Here is a 19554-nt window from a genome sequence, read left to right on the forward strand (position 1 = left end):
GGTGTTCACGCCCCCGCCTTGGCGGTGGCCAGGTCCGTGGGGGCCTGGTCAGCGGTGTCGTCGTGGTACTCGAGCTGCGCGCGCTTGTTGGCGATGAGGCCTTCGGGGCGGAAGCGCATGAGCAGGATGAGGGCGATGCCGAAGGCGAGGAGCTGGTAGTCCTGGAGGAAGGCCAGCTTCGCCGGGATCAGGAAGAGCAGTGCGGCGCCGAGGATGGGGCCGCGGATGGTGCCCATGCCGCCGAGGATGACGGCGGCGAGGAGGAACGCGGAGTTCGGCGGGACGGGCCCGGCGAAGACGTAGTTCTCGGGGACGACCGTGCTGTTGACGTGTGCCTGGACGGTGCCGGCGAGGCCGGCAAGGGTGGCGCCGAGGGCGAAGGCGATGAGCTTGACCTTGAAGCCGTTGATGCCCATGGCTTCGGCGGCGGTCTCGTCTTCGCGGATGGCGACCCAGGCGCGGCCGATGCGGCTGTTGCCGGCACGGGCGAAGACCAGGATGACGAGTGCCATCACGAGCAGCATCAGGAAGTAGTAGTTGGCGTAGGCGCCGAGGACGATGCCGCCGACCGTGTGCGACTCCCCGAAGTTCCACCCGAAGAGTTCGAGGTGGGGGATGTTGGGGATGCCGTTGGGGCCGTTGGTGATGTCGGGGCCGGAGGTGCCGTCGAGGTTGCCCATGGCGATGCGGAAGATTTCTCCGAAGCCGAGGGTGACGATGGCGAGGTAGTCGCCGCGCAGGCGGAGGGTGGGTGCTCCGATGACCACGCCGAAGATGAGCGAGGCGAGGGCGCCGACGATGACCGCTGCCCAGAAGGGGAGCTGGATGCCGAAGGCGGAGGCGGTGCTTCCGGAGACCAGGGCGGCGGCGTAGGCGCCGACGCCGAGGAAGGCGACGTAGCCGAGGTCGAGGAGGCCTGCGAGGCCGACGACGACGTTGAGGCCGAGGGCGACGGTCGCGAAGATCAGGATGTTGACCGCGATGAGCGTGTAGGTGTCGCCGCTCTGCTGGATGAACGGGAACGTGATCGCGGCGGCCGCGGTACCGATGAGGGTGACCTGGCGGTTCTTCGCGGTGAGGAGGCCGAGTCGGTCGAAGAGACCGGACTTGAGCAGGGCGAAGGCCGCGAAGCCGACGATGATCAGGTACGTGACGAAGAGCTGCGGTTCCTTGTCATCGGTGTCGATGCCGAAGGTGACCACGTAGAGGCCGACGGCGAAGGCGGCGATGATGATCAGGATCTCGCCCCAGGAGGGCAGCTTCTTGGCGGGGGCCGCCTTGTGGCTGTCGTCGGCGAGCTTGTACGCGGCGAGGGCCGGGATGAGCGAGCCGATGAGGGCGACGTAGGCGCCGGGCTCCAGGTGGACGAATCCGCCGAGGACCCATGCGATGGCGATGACGGTGAACCAGGTGCCCGCGAGAGTGCCGAGCGAGAGGATCCACACGGGCTTGCGGGCGCCGGTGGGGGTGAGCCAGCGCAGACCCTTGACGCCGAGCGCGGAGAGCGCGTGGGCGGCGGTGAGGAGGGCGCCGACGAGGCTCAGGAACTGGATGGGGGCCGGGCTGCCGTAGTAGGTGAGGTCACCGGGGAACTCGGCGGTCCAGGTCCAGGCGAGGAAAGCGCTGACGACGGTCAGCAGGCTTCCGCCGATGATCGTGTAGAGCAGTGCGGTGCGGGAGACGGCACCGGTGGCTTCGGCCTCGAGCGGGAGGGTTGCTTCGTTGGTCATGGTTCTCACGCCCGATCCGCGACGCGCTCACCGAGCAGGCCTTGTGGCCGCACGAGGAGGACGACGATGAGGAGTACGAACGCCCAGACGTTGGACCAGGCTCCACCGCCGAGCTGCGACATGCCGGGGATGTCTTCGATGTAGGCGATCGACAGGGCTTCGGCGAGGCCGAGGACGACGCCGCCGACCATGGCTCCGTAGATGTTGCCGATGCCGCCGAGGACGGCTGCGGTGAAGGCCTTGAGGCCGAGGATGAAGCCCATCTCGAAGTTGATCTGGCCCTTGTCGAGGCCGTAGGCGACGGCGGCGACGGCGGCGAACGCGGCACCGATGGCGAAGGCCATGACGATGATGCGGTCGGTGTTGATGCCCATCAGCTTCGCGGTGTCGGGGTCCTGCGCGGTGGCCTGCATGGCGCGGCCGCTGCGGCTCTTCTGGACGAAGACGCCGAGGGCGAGCATGCAGAGCGGGGCGAGGATCAGGACGAAGGCGTCCGCGCGCTGGATGGCCAGGCTGTCGGTGATCTTGAAGGCTTCGCCCTTGAACTCGGGGAAGCTGACGGCCTTCTTGGCGTCCGGGTAGAACTGCCAGACGAGCTGCTGGAGCGCGATCGAGAGGCCGATTGCGGTGATGAGCGGGGCGAGCCGGGGAGCGCTGCGCAGGGGACGGTACGCGAAGCGTTCGGCTCCCATGGCGACGAGGACGGAGACGAGGGAGCCTCCGATGATCATGACGGGTATCGCGATCAGCAGGGAGGTGCCGGTCGGGAGGATGGCGTAGGCGGTGAGCGCGCCGAAGCCGCCGATCATGAAGATCTCGCCGTGGGCGAAGTTGATGAGCTGGACGATGCCGTAGACCATGGTGTACCCGATGGCTATGAGGCCATAAAGGGCACCGAGGGCAAGGCCGTTGGCCAGCTGTTGCGGCAGTTCGTGCACCGCAGGGCCTCCGATGAGCGTGTCGGATAAGACTCCGCGCGAGGGCGCTGTTGCGCCCTCGCGCGGTGGTTTTGGTTCAGGTGCGGCTGGTGATGCGGGGTCCTACGGGATTACTGGTTGAAGGTGTCGCTCTTGACGTCGATCCACTTGCCGCCCTCGACCTTGTAGACCGTGAGCTGCTTGTTGGTGGTGTCGCCGTACTCGTCGAAGGCGACCTTGCCGGTCACGCCCTCGAAGGACACCTTGCCGAGGGCCTCGACGACCTTGGCGCGGGCGTCGGTGGGGAGCTTGCCGCCGTTGGCGGCGACGACGGCCTTGACGGCCTGGACGACGGACCAGCCGGCGTCGTAGGAGTAGCCGCCGTACGCCGCGTACGGGTCCTTGTAGCCGCCGGCCTGGTAGTCGGCGATGAAGGTCTTGGCGGTGGGCAGCTTCTCGACCGGGTAGCCGATGGAGGTCGAGAGGTCGCCCTCGTTGGCCTCGCCGGAGGCGGTGATGAAGGCGGGGTCCTGGATGCCGTCGCCGCCCATGAGCGGGATGTTGGCGCCGGCCTTCTTGATCTGGTCGGCGAGCAGGCCGCCCTCGGGGTACTGGCCGCCGAAGTAGACGGAGTCGGCGCCGGAGGACTTGACCTTGTCGGCGGTGGAGGAGAAGTCGGTCTCCTTCACGGTGACGTGGTCGGTGCCGACGACCTCGCCGCCGAGCTTCTTGAACTCGTCGGCGAAGATCGCGGCGAGGCCGGCGCCGTAGGTCTGCTTGTCGTCGACGACGAAGACCTTCTTCTTGCCGGCGTCCTTGAAGAGGTACTGGGCGGCGAACTTGCCCTGGACCACGTCGGTGGCGGCGGTGCGGAAGTAGGTCTTGAAGGGGCGCTTGAACTCGCCCTTGCCCCAGTTGTCGCCCTGGCTGAGCGCGGGGTTGGTGTTGGCGGGGGAGACCTGCGCCAGGTTGGCGGAGGCGAACACGCCCTGCATCTGCTGGGCGACGCCGGAGTTCAGCGGGCCGACGACGCCGATGACGTCCTTGTTGCCGACGAGCTTGGTGGCGTTGGCCTGGCCGGAGGCCGGGACGGCCTGGTCGTCGAGGGCCTCGACCTTGAACTCGATGCCCGGGACCTCGTTGTTCTTGTTGGCCGTCTTGGCCGCGAGGTCGACGGAGTTCTTGATGCCCTGGCCGAGGGCGGAGAGCGAGCCGGTGAGGGGAGCGTCCACGCCGATGACGACGACGGTCTTCTTGCCGTCGGACTTGTCCCCGCCGGTCTTGGCCTCATCGCGCGAGCCGCAGGCGGTGAGGGTCAGTGCTCCCGTGGTGATCACGGTGGTGAGGACGAGCAAAGAACGGTGTCGCACGATTCTTCCTTTCCCTGGCGCGGCCCCCTCATTTGAGGTGCCGTTTGGTCGCCGGGCCGCACTGGGAGGTCCACGGCCGTGCTGGGTTGCGCTCTGTGGCGCGGTGACTGGCCGTGACTCTAGGCCGAGGTGGCGAGCGCGGGGAGCGGGGAAAGGAGGATGTGACGCTCTTGTTATGCCAAGGCCAAGAATGTGTGCCGGGAGTGCGGACAAAACGGACTTTTTGTGACGTGGAGGGGTGACCACATGCTGAGAATTCCCTGTTTCCCTAAGGGGCTTGAGGGCTTCATGGTCCTGTCATAGATCAAATTCGGTCGAATGTCGCTGCGCGTGTCCGCGGGTATCCAGCGGGTGGCATTTGGCAGGAGAAAAGGGCGATTCCATAGGGCCTGGGCATTACGGAGCGTAATGGAATGCCTTGATCCACTCCGGGTGAATGGATCTTGTCCGAGCATGCGAAGGGCCCGCGACCTGCGGTTCGGTGCCGAGGGGATGCGTGCCCGGAACGCGGACAGCGTGTACGGGAATCCGGTCACTCCCGTCAGGCCGGGGGCCGCCAGTTCTCCGAGCTCCACGTGGCGCCGTTCCGCTCCGCGCAGCGCCGCGCCACGAGCTGGTCGATCAGCTCAAGTGCCTTGACCTGCCCCGCAGTTCGTTCCTCGGCGCGGCCCGCTGCGACCGCTTCCTCGTGGATCTCGTACTGCTCGTTGGAGAGGCCCTTCTGCTCCCAGTCGAGACCGGACCAGTAAGTGCCCTTGAGGGTCTCCTTGGCCCAGTAGGACACCAGACTTGTGCAGACCTGGGCCGGGGAGGAGGGGCCCGGGGCGGGAGTTGGGGTCTGGGGTGGCGCGGAAGGGGCGGAAGTGGAGCATCCGGACAGGGCGAGCGCCGCGAGGAGGGCGGCAACCGCGCGACGGTGTGTGGTGGGCGGCGGAGTCCCCATGAAGGGAAGGTAGGCCGTCACCATAGGTGACACAACAGGGGTCGCCGCAATCTGCCCGGACTGGCGGATTCCGGGCGGTTGCCGCGCCGCCCGCATGCGCCGCAGGCCCGGATCCGGCCCCAGGGAGGGGCGGGATCCGGGCCTGCGGGGCTCGTGGTGGGCGGCTCAGGCCCCGGCGGCGGGGTCCGCGTCGCGCAGCAGGCAGGTCAGGCGGGCGGTGCACACCCGGCGGTCCTGCTCGTCGCTGATCACGATCTCGTACGTGGTGGTGGAGCGGCCGCGGTGCACGGGGGTGGCGACGCCGGTGACCAGGCCCGACCGTACGCCGCGGTGGTGGGTGCAGTTCAGGTCGACACCGACGGCGATCTTGGTGATGCCGCCGTGCATCATGGCGCCGACCGAGCCGAGGGTCTCGGCCAGCACGGCCGAGGCGCCGCCGTGCAGCAGTCCGTACGGCTGGGTGTTGCCCTCGACGGGCATGGTGGCGACGACCCGCTCGGCCGAGGCCTCCAGGATGCGGATGTCCATCCGCTCGCCGAGGTGGCCGGCCGAGAACAGCGCGGGCAGGTCGATGCCCAGGGCCGAGTACTCGTCGAGGACCTCCTGCGGGAACTTCACAGCGTGCTGCTCACCCATGGGCGGGCTCCGTTCGTCAACGATCGTTAACCATCTTGTCCTGAGGTCGTTCTATCAGGCTGGTTCGAAGCGCACGACGACGGACTTGCTCGCAGGGGTGTTGCTGGTGTCGGCGGTGGAGTCGAGCGGGACCAGCACGTTGGTCTCCGGGTAGTACGCGGCCGCGCAGCCCCGGGCGGTGGGGTAGTGCACGACGCGGAAGCCGGGCGCACGCCGCTCGACGCCGTCCTTCCATTCGCTGACCAGGTCCGTGTACGTGCCGTCGGCGAGCCCGAGCTCCGCCGCGTCCTCGGGGTTGACCAGGACGACGCGGCGCCCGCCGGTGATCCCGCGGTAGCGGTCGTCGAGGCCGTAGATGGTGGTGTTGTACTGGTCGTGGCTGCGCAGGGTCTGCAGGAGCAGCCGGCCCTCGGGGATCTTCGGGTACTCGACGGGAGCGGCGGTGAAGTTGGCCTTGCCCGTCTTGGTGGGGAAGCGGCGCTCGTCCCGCGGGGCGTGCGGGAGCCGGAAGCCCTCGGGCCGGGCCGCGCGGGCGTTGAAGTCCTCGAAGCCGGGGATCACCCGGGAGATCCGGTCGCGGATGGCCGCGTAGTCCCGCTCGAACTCCTCCCACGGGGTGGCGGAGGCGGCGCCGAGGACCGCGCGGGCCATGCGGGCGACGATCGCGGGCTCGGAGAGCAGGTGCGCAGAGGCGGGGGTGAGGTTGCCGCGGGAGGCGTGGACCATGCCCATCGAGTCCTCGACGGTGACGAACTGCTTGCCACTGGCCTGCACGTCCTTGTCGGTACGGCCGAGGGTGGGCAGGATCAGCGCGCGCCGGCCGGTGACCGCGTGGGAGCGGTTGAGCTTGGTGGAGACGTGGACGGTCAGGGAGGCGCGGCGGATCGCGGCCTCGGTGACGTCGGTGTCGGGGGTGGCGCCGACGAAATTGCCGCCCATGGCGAAGAGGACCTTGGCCTTGCCGTCGCGCAGGGCCTGGATGGAGCGGACCACGTCGTAGCCGTGGCCGCGCGGCGAGGTGATGCCGAACTCCTTGTCGAGGGCGTCGAGGAACGCGGGTGCGGGGCGTTCGAAGATCCCCATGGTGCGGTCGCCCTGCACGTTGGAGTGGCCGCGGACGGGGCAGACGCCCGCGCCGGGGCGGCCGATGTTGCCGCGCAGCAGGAGGAGGTTGACGACCTCGCGGATGGTGGCGACGGCGTGCTTGTGCTGGGTGAGGCCCATGGCCCAGCAGACGATGGTGCGCTTCGAGGCCAGGATCATGGCCAGCGCCTGCTCGATCTCGGGGCGGGTCAGGCCGGTGGCGGTGAGGGTCTCGGCCCAGTCGGCTTCCCCGGCGGCGGCCACGAGCTCCTCGTAGCCGTGGGTGTGCTCGTGGATGAACGCCTCGTCGGTGGCGCCGTCCATCTCGATGACGAGCTTGTTGAGGAGGCGGAAGAGGGCCTGGTCGCCGCCGATGCGGATCTGCAGGAAGAGGTCGTTGAGTGCGGTTCCCCTGAGCATGCCGACCGGGGTCTGCGGGTTCTTGAACCGCTCCATGCCGGCCTCGGGCAGCGGGTTCACCGAGATGATCTTCGCGCCGGAGGTCTTGGCCTTCTCCAGGGCGGAGAGCATGCGCGGGTGGTTGGTGCCCGGGTTCTGCCCGGCGACGATGATCAGGTCGGCCTGGTGGAGGTCCTCGAGGGAGACGCTGCCCTTGCCGATGCCGATGGTCTCGTTCAGTGCGGAGCCCGAGGACTCGTGGCACATGTTGGAGCAGTCGGGCAGGTTGTTGGTGCCGAACTCGCGGGCGAACAGCTGGAAGAGGAACGCGGCCTCGTTGCTGGTGCGGCCCGAGGTGTAGAAGAGGGCCTCGTCGGGGGAGTCGAGGGCCGTCAGCTCCTCGGCGATGATCTCGAAGGCCCGTTCCCAGGGCACGGCCTCGTACCGGTCCGCGCCTTCGGGGAGGTACATCGGCTCGGTGATGCGGCCCTGCTGGCCCAGCCAGTACCCGGAGCGCCCGGCGAGGTCGGCCACGGGGTGCTCCGCGAAGAAGTCCGGGGTGACCCGGCGCAGCGTCGCCTCCTCGGCGACGGCCTTCGCCCCGTTCTCGCAGAACTCGGCGGTGTGCCGCTCGTCTCCCTCGGGCCAGGCGCAGCCCGGGCAGTCGAAGCCGTTCTTCTGGTTGACCTTGAGCAGGGTGCGCGCGGTACGGGCGAGGCCCATCTGCTGCTGCGCGATCCGCAGGGTGTGCCCGATGGCGGGCAGGCCGGCCGCGGCCTGCTTGGGGGGCGCGACCTGCGGCGCGTCCTGTGCGGGATCCCCTGCGGGCGGCTTGGTGGCCATGTCGCTCCCCTTTGAGCAGTCGAGCATCGCAGCGTCGGCCGCTGCGCGTATTCGCGTAGACGTCCGATCCTGTCACGCCCGGCGGACATCGCCGACGCCGGAATTGTCAGCGGGGCCGCCTAGGATCGGGTGCGTGGCAGAGAACGCATCGAAGAAGACCGACCAGCCGACCGCAGCGGACCGCCCCCGCCTGATGCTCATGGACGGGCACTCCCTGGCGTACCGGGCGTTCTTCGCGCTGCCCGCGGAGAACTTCACGACGGCGACCGGGCAGCCGACGAACGCCATCTACGGCTTCGCGTCGATGCTGGCGAACACGCTGCGCGACGAGGCCCCCACGCATTTCGCGGTGGCCTTCGACGTCTCGCGCAAGACGTGGCGCTCGACGGAGTTCCCCGAGTACAAGGCGAACCGCTCCAAGACCCCCGACGAGTTCAAGGGGCAGGTCGAGCTGATCGGCGAGCTCCTGGACGCGATGAACGTGCCGCGGTTCGCCATCGACGGCTTCGAGGCCGACGACGTGATCGCCACGCTGGCGACGCAGGCGGAGGCCCTCGGCTTCGAGGTGCTGATCGTCACCGGCGACCGGGACTCCTTCCAGCTCGTCTCCGAGCACACCACCGTGCTGTACCCGACCAAGGGCGTCTCCGAGCTGACCCGGTTCACCCCGGAGAAGGTAGAGGAGAAGTACGGGCTCACCCCGCAGCAGTACCCGGACTTCGCGGCGCTGCGCGGCGACCCGTCCGACAACCTGCCCGGCATCCCGGGCGTCGGCGAGAAGACCGCCGCGAAGTGGATCACCCAGTTCGGGTCGTTCGCGGAGCTCGTCGAGCGCGCCGAGGAGGTCAAGGGCAAGGCCGGGCAGAACTTCCGGGACCACCTGGAGGCCGTGAAGCTGAACCGGGTCCTGACCGAGATGGTCAAGGACGTCGAGCTGCCCAAGGCCGCGGCCGACCTGGCGCGCCTCCCGTACGACCGCTCCGCCGTCACCGGCGTGCTGGACGTGCTGGAGATCCGCAACGCCTCGCTGCGCGAGCGGCTGCTGGCGGTGGACCCGGGCGCGGCCGAGGAGGAGGCCCCGGCTCCGGCCGCCGGCGTGGAGCTGGATGCGAGCGTGCTGGGCGCGGGCGAGCTGGCGCCGTGGCTGGCGAGCCACGCGGGCGGGCCGCTGGGCATCTCCACCGTGGACAGCTGGGCTCTGGGCCAGGGCAACGTCAGCGAGATCGCGCTGGCCGCGGCCGGCGGCGCCGCCGCCTGGTTCGAGCCGTCCGCGCTCGACGAGGCCGACGAGCAGGCTTTCGCGGCCTGGGCCGCCGACGCCTCGAAGCCCAAGGTGGTGCACAACGCCAAGGGCCTGATGCGGGTCTTCCCCGAGCACGGCTGGAGCCTGGCCGGCGTCACCATGGACACCGCGCTCGCCGCGTACCTGGTCAAGCCGGGCCGCCGCTCCTTCGCGCTGGACGTGCTGTCCAACGAATACCTGCACCGCGAGCTCCAGCCCGCCGCGGCCGACGGCCAGCTGGCGTTCGGCGCCGACGAGACGGCCGAGGCGGAGGCGCTGATGGCGCAGGCCCGCGCCGTCCTCGACCTCGGCGACGCGTTCACCGGCAAGCTCGCCGAGGTCGGCGCGGCCGAGCTGCTCCACGACATGGAGCTGCCGACCTCGGAGCTGCTGGCCCGGATGGAGCGCTCCGGCATCGCCGCCGACCGCGACCATCTGGAGGCCATGGAGCAGCAGTTCGCCGGAGCCGTGCAGCAGGCGGTGAAGGAGGCGCACGCTGCGGTCGGGCACGAGTTCAACCTCGGCTCGCCCAAGCAGCTCCAGGAGGTGTTCTTCGGCGAGCTGGACCTGCCGAAGACGAAGAAGACCAAGACCGGCTACACCACGGACGCGGACGCGCTGGCCTGGCTGGCCAAGCAGACCGACCACGAACTGCCGGTGATCATGCTCCGCCACCGGGAGCAGGCCAAGCTGCGCGTCACGGTCGAGGGCCTCGTCAAGACGATCGCCGCCGACGGCCGGGTGCACACCAGCTTCAGCCAGACCGTCGCCGCGACCGGACGCCTGTCCTCCACGGACCCCAACCTGCAGAACGTGCCGGTGCGCACCGACGAGGGCCGCGCCATCCGCCGCGGGTTCGTCGTCGGCGAGGGCTTCGAATCCCTCATGACCGCCGACTACAGCCAGATCGAGCTGCGCGTCATGGCCCACCTCTCCGAGGACGAGGGCCTGATCGAGGCGTTCCTGTCCGGCGAGGACCTGCACACCACCGTCGCCTCCCAGGTGTTCGGCGTGGAGCGCTCCGAGGTCGACGCCGAGATGCGCCGCAAGATCAAGGCGATGTCGTACGGGCTCGCGTACGGGCTGTCCGCCTTCGGCCTGTCGCAGCAGCTGAACATCGAGCCCGCCGAGGCGCGCGGCCTGATGGAGACCTTCTTCGAGCGGTTCGGCGGGGTCCGGGACTACCTGGGCCGCGTGGTCGAGGAGGCCCGTGCCACCGGGTACACGGCGACGGTCTTCGGACGCCGCCGGTACCTGCCCGACCTCAACAGCGACAACCGCATGCGCCGTGAGGCCGCCGAGCGGATGGCGCTGAACGCCCCGATCCAGGGCACCGCCGCCGACATCGTCAAGGTCGCCATGCTGCGCGTGGACCGGGCCATCACCGACGCGGGCCTGAAGTCGCGGATGCTGCTCCAGGTCCACGACGAAATCGTGCTGGAGATCGCCCCCGGCGAGCGGAAGAAGGTCGAGGAACTGGTGCGCCGCGAGATGGCCGCCGCCGTCGAGCTCCGCGCCCCGCTGGACGTGTCCGTGGGCGTCGGCGCCGACTGGGAGTCCGCCGCGCACTGAGCAGGTACGCCGGACGCCCGTCCCCGTAAGCCGCTACGCGGTGGGGACGGGCGTCCGCGCGTCCTCGTCCGTACGGGTACGGGACTGCTCGCGCCGCTGCAGGAGCCGTACGAGGACCCCGTACAGCAGCAGGCCCACGGCGAGGCCGCCGCCCGCGCCGAAGCAGACGGTCGGGATGATGTCGAGCGGGGTGCGGATCCGGTCGAAGAACGTGAAGAACCGCAGCACGCGCATCGTCACCCCGGCCCCCACGCACAGCGCGACCAGGGCGAGCGCGCCCAGCATCTGCGCGCGCCCGAGCACCGGCACGGACGCGGGGGCGGCACAGCCGGGCAGCCGGCGCAGGGCGGTCACCGTGAACCGGACCAAGGCTCCGGCCGCGAGCGCCGAAGTCCCGTACTGCACGTACAGATAGAGGGGGAACCCGAGGACGAACCGCTCGCCGAGCGCGGGCAGCGCGTCCGTCCCCCATCGGTGCGGGTGCGTGAAGCTGTCCCACACCACGTGCGTGAGCGAACCGGCGACCGCCGAGAGCCAGAACCACAGCGCGAGCGGAGCCGGCCGGCGGCCCCGCCAGTCCTCACCCCGTACGAAGGCGTGCACCCGGCCCTGACGGTGGCGCGGCAGGAGCGCGATCAGCGGTTCGCGCAGCAGCAGCCAGCACGCCACGAGCGCGGCGGTCAGCACGGCGTCCGCGGTGAACACCCCGGGCAGCGAGTGCGCGAACGCGCCGTACGGCCAGACGCCCGGGACCACGGCGTCGGCGAAGTAGAAGGTGTCGGGCGCGAACGACCCGAGGACGAGCGCCGACGCGATCAGCGGCCCACGGGCGCGGCCCGTCCGCCGGACGGCCGGCAGGACGGCGGCCGCATGGCTGAGGGTGAACGGCATGGCACCTCTTCCTTACTTCGGGCCAATGCGTCCCGAACTGGTTCGGAGCACGTGGGGAACCCGTGAAATCGGGACGACGATCCGTGCAGTGTGAAGTGAGCTGACATAGGGTCACGCCGACGTCGAGGGGGAGGGGACCCGGCTCATGTCGGCTCGTAAGACGGCTCGCAGGACGACTCGGTTCGCAGGGACGCTGCGCGACCTGCGCAAGGGCGGGGCCGCGGCCCTGGTCTGCGCGCTCGTGGCCGCCGCGGTGACCGCCTCCCAAGGGCCGCCGGGGCAGCGGATATCCGCGGCCGCCGACGACGGCGCGCAGCCGTCGCAGCCGTCCGACTCCGGCGGGGACTCCGCCTACTTCACCGAACTTCCGCCCCTGCCCGCCCCCCAGCCTCCGGCAGCCCTCCTCCCGCAGGATCCCCCTGCCGCGCAGCCGGGTATGACGGCCGCCGAAACCGCGGCGCACAACGAGCCCGTGGCCATGGGCGCCGGCGAGGGCTCCCAGGGGATACCGGCGACCGTCCTGGCGGCGTACCGGCTGGCGGAGAAGAGGGTGGGCGAGACCGACCCCGGATGCGGACTGCGCTGGCAGCTGCTCGCGGCGATCGGCAAGGTCGAGTCCGGGCAGGCGGGCGGCGGGCGAGTGGACGCCGCCGGCACCACGCTGCGGCCGATCCTGGGCCCGGTACTCGACGGCAACGGCTTCGCGAACATCCGGGACACGGACGGCGGGGCGTACGACGGGGACGCCAGGTACGACCGGGCGGTCGGCCCGATGCAGTTCATCCCGTCGACGTGGGCGGCGTGGGGCCAGGACGCGGACGGCGACGGCCGCCGCAATCCGAACAACGTGTACGACGCGTCGCTCGCGGCCGCCCGCTACCTCTGCGCAGGCACCCGGGACCTCCGGCTCCCCGCGGACCTGGACCGCGCGGTGCTCTCGTACAACCAGTCCGCGGAGTACCTCCGCACGGTGAAGTCGTGGTTCACGTACTACCTGAAGGGAACGCACGAGGTCCCGGACGGGGCGGGCGCCAAGCCCCCCGCCCCGAAGCCGACGCCCACCCCGAAGCCGACGCCCACCCCGACGCCGAGCCCGAGGCCGACACCGTCCCCCACGCCGACACCGTCCCCCACGCCCACACCCACGCCCACGCCGACGCCCACTCCGAAGCCGACGCCCAAGCCGACCCCCACCCCGGCACCCAGTCCGACGGCGACCGTGCCCCCGTCGCCGAGGCCCAGCCCCACGCCGAGCACCAAGCCGAGCCCGACCTCCACGCCGAGCCCGAGCGGAAGCCCGTCCCGGACCCCCTAGGGGGTGTCTTGGCCGAACGGTTCTCATCTCGCCCCCGCATTGCTACGGTGCCTCCGCCCTGACGCCCAATCAGATTCCGGAGGCCCCGGCATGCGCGCATTCGTCGCCGCCGCCATCGGGCTGGCCGCCGCGCTGGCCCTCGTGTTCGCCATCACGGCGTTCGGGGTGCCGGAAGGCAAGACCTCGCCCAAGCCGCTGCTCACCACCGCGCCCGCCGCGCCCGGAAAGTAAGAGGAGGCCCGGCCATGCGACGCAGAGCGAGCCTCGTCCTGCTTGCCCTGGCGGTGTTCTGCGCAGCCCTCGCACCGCTGCTGCGCTGGTACGCGTACCCCCGGCTCGCCAAGATCCCGCCGAACCAGTACCAGGAGATGGTCCTGGAGGCGAAGGACGCGACCCTCCTCGACTACACCGCCGGCATGCAGCCGAAGAAGGTCGACAAGGTCACCATCGTCCAGACCCTCAAGGGCAACGTCGAGGCGTCAAAGGAGATCGAGGCGAGCGCCGGCAAGGACGTCGTCGTCTGGGACACGCTGTCCTGCATCATGGGCCCGGACGGGAAGATGGTCTCCCAGATCCCCGAGCGCTACATCTTCGACGCCCACACCCAGGACCCGGTGCACGCCACCGGCGAGGCGGTGGACGGAGACCCGGTCAAGCGCGAGGGCATCGAGTTCAAGTGGCCGTTCTTCACCGAGCCGCGCGACTACCTCTACTTCGACGCGCAGACCCGTACCGCCTCGCCCATCCACTACGTCGGCCCGCGCACGTACCGGGGGGTGGACGTCTACTACTACGAGCAGACCGTGCCGTGGACGAAGGTCTCCCTGCCCAAGAAGATGCCGATCGAGGGCATCGACCCGGCGACGTTCGAGCAGAGCACCGGCACCAGCCTCTGGTACAAGGTCAAGGCCATGTTCTGGGTCGACCCGGTCACCGGGGCGCCCGTCAACGCCGAGCAGATCATCGAGCAGGAGATGCGCGGCGGGATCGCGGCCGGCGCGCCCGAGGGCAGGCTCACCGTCTTCGCCGGGCACGTGAAGATGCGCGAGGACTACGCCGCCTACACCGTCGACCTGGTCAAGTCCAACCGTACGAAGGTCCTCGCGCTGCACACGTACGCCCCGATCGGCCTCGGGGCCGGCGCCCTCGTACTGTTCGGGCTGGCGCTGTGGCTGGAGGCCCGCGGCCGCCGCGGCGAGACGGACGGAGGGGAGGGGGAGGGGCTCACGACGAGGCTCACTGCTGTCGTCTGAGCCGGGCGTTGGTGTGCCGGGTCGGCTCGGCGGTGGCCGGGTCCTCCGGCCAGGGGTGCTTGGGGTAGCGGCCGCGGAGCTCGGCGCGTACGGCGCGGTAGCCGCCCTGCCAGAACGAGGCCAGGTCGGCGGTCACGGCGGCGGGCCGCCCGGCCGGGGACAGCAGATGCACGAGGACGGGTACCCCGGCCACCTTCGGGGTCTCGGCCAGCCCGAACATCTCCTGGAGCTTCACGGCCAGGACCGGCTGCCCGTGCCCCTGCCCTTCCTCGGCGGAGTAGTCCACCCGGATGCGGGAGCCGCTGGGCACCTCGATCCGCTCCGGGGCCAGCTCGTCGAGGCGGGCGGCCTCGCCGGTGGCCCAGGGCAGCAGCCGGTTCAGCGCCTGCCCGGCGTCGATCCGCCCGAGATCGGCCCGGCGCCGGGCCCGCGACAGCTCGGGCTCGAGCCAGTCGTCGGCGCGCTCCAGCAGGGCGTCGTCCCGGACGTCGGGCCAGCCGCCGCCGAGGGTGCGGTGCAGGAAGCCGAGCCGGGCCCGGAGGGCGTGCGCATCCGCGGACCAGCGCAGGAGGCCGAGGCCCTCGCTGCGCAGTCCGTCGAGGAGGGCGGCCCTGACGAGGTCCGGGTCGGGGTTCTTGAGCGGGCGCACGGCGAGCTCGATGGCCCCGAGCCGTTCCGCGGTGCGGGCGACGAGGTCGCCGTCCTCCCAGCGGACCTCCTCGCCGGAGGCCAGCAGGTGCCGGGCCGCTGCGCGGGCGGTGTCCTCGTCGATGACGGCGGCCAGCCGGACCCGGGCGGACGCGGAATGCGGCCCCCGGTCGGCGACGGCGACGGCCACCCAGCCCGCGCTGCGCAGCGGCGACCCGTCCCCGAGCTCGGCGGCGGTGCCGCCGGCCATGAGAAAGGCCCCCGCGCTCCGGGCCTTGGCGACCCGCTCGGGGAAGGCAAGCGCTGCGACGAGCCCGGCGGCGGCATCGTCGGAGAAGGAGTCTCCCCCCGTCCCGCCCGCAGCGGAGCCGCCGAGCGGTGCTGCGGGAACGGGCGGGGTGGGGGAAGGCCCCGCAGGCTCCGGTACTGCACGGCGCAGGCGCGCGGCCTCCGTGCGCCAGCGGCCCGCGTACGCGTCGCCGCCCGCGCGGGCCCGGCGCCAGGCGGCGGCCAGGTCGTCCCCGTACTCCCGCGGCGGCTCCTCGCTCAGCAGGGCGACCAGCTCCGCCGCCCGGCGGGCCCCCAGCGCGGCGGAGCCGTCCAGCAGGGCCCGGGCCAGGCGCGGGTGCAGGCCCAGCAGGGCCATCCGCTGCCCGCGCGGGGTGACCCGGTGCGCCGGGGACACCGCGCCCACCGCCACCAGCACCTCCCGCGCCGCGGCCATCGCCCCGGCCGGCGGCGGGTCCAGGAGCGCCAGGCCCGTCGCGTCCGGGTCGCCCCAGCACGCGGCCTGCAGCGCGAACTGCGCCAGGTCCGCGATCCGGATCTCGGGGGACGGGAACGCCGGCAGGCGGGCGTCCTCCGCCTCCGCCCAGCAGCGGTACACCGCCCCCGGCGCCTCGCGCCCCGCCCGGCCCGCCCGCTGGCGTCCGGCCGCGCGGGACGCCCGTACGGTCGCCAGCGCGCCCAGGCCGCGCGCATGGTCCACCCGGGGCTCGCGGGCCAGCCCGGAGTCGACGACCACCCGTACCCCCGGCACGGTCAGGCTCGACTCCGCCACGGCGGTGGAAAGGATCACCCTGCGGTGCTGCGCGACGGAGAGCGCCGCGTCCTGGACCGCCGCCGGGGCGCGGCCGTGTATCTGGAGGACCTCCGCGTCCACCCCGCCCAGCTGCCCCGCGACCCGGGCGATCTCGCCGACGCCGGGCAGGAAGCACAGCACGTCCCCGCTGCGTTCCGCGAGCGCCCGCCGCACCACCGAGGCCACGTGCGCCAGCTGCGCCGGGTCCACGCGCATCCCGTGCGGGGGCCGCACCGGCCGTGGCGGCGGGGCCCAGACCGTCTCCACCGGGTACGAGACCCCCGCGGCCTCCACCACCGGCGCGCCGCCGAGCACCCGCGCCCAGCCGGCCGCGTCGGTCGTCGCCGAAGCCGCCACCAGCCGCAGCTCCGGGCGCAGGGTCTCCCGTACGTCCAGGAGGAACGCGGCGACCGTGTCGGCGTCGAGGTGCCGCTCGTGGCACTCGTCCAGGATCACCACGTCCACCCCGGACAGTTCCTGGTCGCGCTGCAGCCGCTGCAGCAGCACCCCGGTGGTCACGACCTCGACCACCGTCCCCGGCCCCGCGACCCGCTCGCCGCGCACCGTGAAGCCCACCGGTCCGCCGACCGCCTCGCCCAGCAGCCAGGCCATCCGCCGCGCCGCCGCCCGGGCGGCGATGCGCCGGGGCTCGGCGACGACGACCCGGCGCCGCGGTCCGCCGCCGACCAGCCCGGCCAGGACCAGCGGCACCAGCGTGGTCTTGCCGGTGCCCGGCGGGGCGCAGAGCACCGCCGTGCCGCGGGCGTCCAGCGCGGAGACCAGCGCGGGCACGGCCTCCCGTACGGGAAGGGCGTCGAGGTCGGCGGTACGGATCACGTCAGTAACGCTCGCAGACGAAGATCGCGGTGCCGGGGATCAGGTTGCCGCGCAGCGGGGACCAGCCTCCCCACTCCTGGGTGTTCCAGGAGGGCCACTCCGGCTCGACCAGGTCGACCAGGCGGAACCCGCCGGCCACCACGTCGCGGACCCGGTCGCCGAGGGTGCGGTGGTGCTCCACGTATACGGCGCGGCCCTGCTCGTCCTGCTCGACGTACGGGGTCCGGTCGAAGTAGGAGGCGGCGACGGAGAGCCCCTCCGGGCCGGGCTCGTCGGGGAAGGCCCAGCGGATCGGGTGGGTGACGGAGAAGACCCAGCGGCCGCCCGGGCGCAGGACGCGGTGCACCTCGCGCATGACGTTGACGGGGTCGGCGACGAAGGGGACGGCCCCGTACGCGGAGCAGGCCAGGTCGAAGGAGCCGTCGCGGAAGGGCAGCCGGCCGGCGTCGGCCTCGACGAGGGGGATGTCGTCGCCGATGCGCAGCGCGTGCTGGAGCTGGCGGTGGGAGAGGTCCAGGGCCACCGGGCGGGCGCCCCGGGCGGCCAGCCAGCGCGAGCACTGGGCGGCGCCGGCGCCGATCTCCAGGACGTCCTTGTCCTTGAGGGACTCCGCCGGGCCGAGCAGCGCGGCCTCCGCCTCGTCCAGTCCCTCCGGCCCCCAGACGAAGCGGTCGTCGCCGAGGAACGCTCCGTGCTCGTTCTGGTACTCGTCGGCGTTGCGGTCCCACCAGTTCCGGCTCGCCCGGCTGCTCTCCGCATCGTCGGCGTCACGCCGGGTGGCCTCGGCGTCGTCGCCGGCGCCGCCGTCGGCTTCGTACGCTTCTTCGGGGGCGTAGTCCTCTTGGTTCATGGGGCCTGTCGTCGTAGTCTGCGGAAAGAGTTCGAAACGAGGTGGGGAAGCGCCATCGGCGCCCGCCCGCCCACGAATTGTGCCGGTTATGCGGCGATCCGCCCGGGGTGTGCGCCTTCGCGCATTGACCCTGTCCGGCTGCCCCCGTATGCTACAAGTTGCGCTGCGAGCCTGTGCTCCTCAGACCTAGCAGGCTGCGCTTGCATCTGTTGATGACCCCTCGGTTCTCGAGGCCCGGTCCGCTTCACGGCGGAGCATGGGCTTCCTTGGCTGTCCGGCTTCTTCGGCAGATGCCGATAAGGGCTCCCGGCGTAGCAGTACCTACGACTTTCTGTCCGTAACCGGAGCCCTTTCCCACATGACGAGCAGCACCGAGACCACCTCTACCACCCCGCAGGTAGCGGTCAACGACATCGGTAACGAGGAAGCCTTCCTCGCCGCGATCGACGAGACGATCAAGTACTTCAACGACGGCGACATCGTCGACGGCGTCATCGTGAAGGTCGACCGGGACGAGGTCCTGCTCGACATCGGTTACAAGACCGAAGGCGTGATCCCGAGCCGTGAGCTCTCGATCAAGCACGACGTCGACCCGAACGAGGTCGTCAAGGTCGGCGACGAGATCGAGGCCCTGGTTCTCCAGAAGGAGGACAAGGAAGGCCGTCTGATCCTGTCCAAGAAGCGCGCTCAGTACGAGCGTGCCTGGGGCACGATCGAGAAGATCAAGGAAGAAGACGGCATCGTCACCGGTACCGTCATCGAGGTCGTCAAGGGTGGTCTCATCCTCGACATCGGCCTCCGTGGCTTCCTGCCGGCCTCCCTCGTCGAGATGCGCCGCGTCCGCGACCTCCAGCCCTACGTGGGCAAGGAGCTCGAGGCGAAGATCATCGAGCTGGACAAGAACCGCAACAACGTGGTCCTGTCCCGCCGTGCCTGGCTGGAGCAGACCCAGTCCGAGGTCCGCCAGACGTTCCTCACCACCCTGCAGAAGGGTCAGGTCCGCTCCGGCGTCGTTTCCTCGATCGTCAACTTCGGTGCCTTCGTGGACCTGGGTGGCGTCGACGGTCTCGTCCACGTCTCCGAGCTGTCCTGGAAGCACATCGACCACCCGTCCGAGGTTGTCGAGGTCGGCCAGGAAGTCACCGTCGAGGTCCTCGACGTCGACATGGACCGCGAGCGTGTCTCCCTGTCGCTGAAGGCGACGCAGGAGGACCCGTGGCAGCAGTTCGCCCGGACCCACCAGATCGGTCAGGTCGTCCCGGGTAAGGTCACCAAGCTGGTTCCGTTCGGTGCGTTCGTCCGCGTGGACGAGGGCATCGAGGGTCTGGTCCACATCTCCGAGCTGGCCGAGCGCCACGTGGAGATCCCGGAGCAGGTCGTCCAGGTCAACGACGAGATCTTCGTCAAGGTCATCGACATCGACCTCGAGCGTCGCCGGATCTCGCTGTCGCTGAAGCAGGCCAACGAGTCCTTCGGTGCCGACCCGGCGTCGGTCGAGTTCGACCCGACCCTGTACGGCATGGCCGCGTCCTACGACGACCAGGGCAACTACATCTACCCCGAGGGCTTCGACCCCGAGACCAACGACTGGCTCGAGGGCTACGAGACCCAGCGCGAGACGTGGGAGCGCCAGTACGCCGAGGCGCAGGTCCGCTTCGAGCAGCACCAGGCCCAGGTCATCAAGAGCCGCGAGGCCGACGAGGCCGCCGCTGCCGAGGGCGCTGCCGCCCCGGCCGCCGGTGGCAACGCCGGTGCGGGCATCTCGGGTGGTTCGTACTCCTCGGAGTCGGACGAGACCTCGGGCGCCCTGGCCTCCGACGAGGCCCTGGCCGCGCTCCGCGAGAAGCTGGCCGGCGGCCAGAGCTGATCGCAGCGCACCACACCCCGGTGTGAGCTGAGCTGAA

Annotated in this window: 14 protein-coding genes; 5 read left to right on the top strand and 9 right to left on the bottom strand. The window is 71.0% G+C overall.

Annotated elements, in window-relative coordinates:
• Nucleotides 1-5: 5 nt before the first annotated feature.
• The 6 genes from AB5J51_RS29095 to AB5J51_RS29120 all read right to left on the bottom strand — a co-directional run bounded on the left by AB5J51_RS29095 (nt 6) and on the right by AB5J51_RS29120 (nt 7921).
• The gene (locus AB5J51_RS29095; RefSeq protein ID WP_136225937.1) at nt 6-1730 is read right to left on the bottom strand and encodes a branched-chain amino acid ABC transporter permease; all 1725 of its coding nucleotides are present in this window, start codon (nt 1728-1730) and stop codon (nt 6-8) included.
• A 5-nt stretch (nt 1731-1735) separates the two neighbouring features.
• Nucleotides 1736-2668 (bottom strand): branched-chain amino acid ABC transporter permease, encoded by a 933-nt coding sequence (locus AB5J51_RS29100; protein WP_030292127.1) that lies wholly within the window; start codon nt 2666-2668, stop codon nt 1736-1738.
• Nucleotides 2669-2778: 110 nt separating this feature from the next.
• Nucleotides 2779-4017 (bottom strand): branched-chain amino acid ABC transporter substrate-binding protein, encoded by a 1239-nt coding sequence (locus tag AB5J51_RS29105; RefSeq protein WP_053785748.1) that lies wholly within the window; start codon nt 4015-4017, stop codon nt 2779-2781.
• Between the two features lie 541 nt (nt 4018-4558).
• The gene (locus AB5J51_RS29110; protein ID WP_234381993.1) at nt 4559-4801 is read right to left on the bottom strand and encodes a hypothetical protein; all 243 of its coding nucleotides are present in this window, start codon (nt 4799-4801) and stop codon (nt 4559-4561) included.
• Between the two features lie 324 nt (nt 4802-5125).
• Nucleotides 5126-5596: a PaaI family thioesterase gene (locus tag AB5J51_RS29115; protein WP_053785749.1), complete on the bottom strand. Its 471-nt coding sequence runs from the start codon at nt 5594-5596 to the stop codon at nt 5126-5128.
• A gap of 54 nt (nt 5597-5650) precedes the next feature.
• Nucleotides 5651-7921 carry an FdhF/YdeP family oxidoreductase gene (locus AB5J51_RS29120; RefSeq protein ID WP_369779023.1) on the bottom strand — a complete coding sequence of 757 codons (2271 nt, stop codon included), beginning with the start codon at nt 7919-7921 and terminating at the stop codon, nt 5651-5653.
• A gap of 133 nt (nt 7922-8054) precedes the next feature.
• Between AB5J51_RS29120 and polA the strand changes: the two genes are divergently transcribed.
• Entirely contained in the window at nt 8055-10775 is a 2721-nt protein-coding gene (gene polA / locus AB5J51_RS29125; RefSeq protein ID WP_053785751.1) for a DNA polymerase I, read from the top strand.
• 33 nt (nt 10776-10808) lie between these two features.
• On the opposite strand, the gene AB5J51_RS29130 is transcribed toward polA, so the two are convergent.
• Nucleotides 10809-11666 carry a DUF4184 family protein gene (locus AB5J51_RS29130; protein ID WP_369779024.1) on the bottom strand — a complete coding sequence of 286 codons (858 nt, stop codon included), beginning with the start codon at nt 11664-11666 and terminating at the stop codon, nt 10809-10811.
• Between the two features lie 145 nt (nt 11667-11811).
• Here AB5J51_RS29130 and AB5J51_RS29135 point away from each other — a divergent pair, with 145 nt between their 5' ends.
• From AB5J51_RS29135 to AB5J51_RS29145, 3 genes are all read left to right on the top strand, one after another.
• Complete coding sequence (locus tag AB5J51_RS29135; RefSeq protein ID WP_369779025.1) at nt 11812-12981, top strand: lytic transglycosylase domain-containing protein; 1170 nt, start codon at nt 11812-11814, stop codon at nt 12979-12981.
• A 90-nt stretch (nt 12982-13071) separates the two neighbouring features.
• The gene (locus tag AB5J51_RS29140; protein WP_107093454.1) at nt 13072-13212 is read left to right on the top strand and encodes an SPW_0924 family protein; all 141 of its coding nucleotides are present in this window, start codon (nt 13072-13074) and stop codon (nt 13210-13212) included.
• A 14-nt stretch (nt 13213-13226) separates the two neighbouring features.
• Nucleotides 13227-14234: a DUF3068 domain-containing protein gene (locus tag AB5J51_RS29145; RefSeq protein ID WP_369779026.1), complete on the top strand. Its 1008-nt coding sequence runs from the start codon at nt 13227-13229 to the stop codon at nt 14232-14234.
• Here the strand turns inward: AB5J51_RS29145 and hrpB are convergent.
• Both hrpB and AB5J51_RS29155 read right to left on the bottom strand, forming a co-directional pair.
• The gene (gene hrpB / locus AB5J51_RS29150) at nt 14218-16800 is read right to left on the bottom strand and encodes an ATP-dependent helicase HrpB (RefSeq protein WP_369779027.1); all 2583 of its coding nucleotides are present in this window, start codon (nt 16798-16800) and stop codon (nt 14218-14220) included. The genes AB5J51_RS29145 and hrpB overlap by 17 nt on opposite strands.
• A 1-nt stretch (nt 16801) precedes the next feature.
• Nucleotides 16802-17650 (bottom strand): class I SAM-dependent methyltransferase, encoded by an 849-nt coding sequence (locus tag AB5J51_RS29155; protein ID WP_053785756.1) that lies wholly within the window; start codon nt 17648-17650, stop codon nt 16802-16804.
• Nucleotides 17651-18008: 358 nt separating this feature from the next.
• Between AB5J51_RS29155 and rpsA the strand changes: the two genes are divergently transcribed.
• Nucleotides 18009-19517: a 30S ribosomal protein S1 gene (gene rpsA, locus AB5J51_RS29160; RefSeq protein ID WP_030292147.1), complete on the top strand. Its 1509-nt coding sequence runs from the start codon at nt 18009-18011 to the stop codon at nt 19515-19517.
• Nucleotides 19518-19554 lie beyond the last annotated feature (37 nt).

The organism is Streptomyces sp. R33 (genome assembly GCF_041200175.1).
GTDB classification, from domain to species: Bacteria; Actinomycetota; Actinomycetes; order Streptomycetales; family Streptomycetaceae; genus Streptomyces; species Streptomyces katrae_B.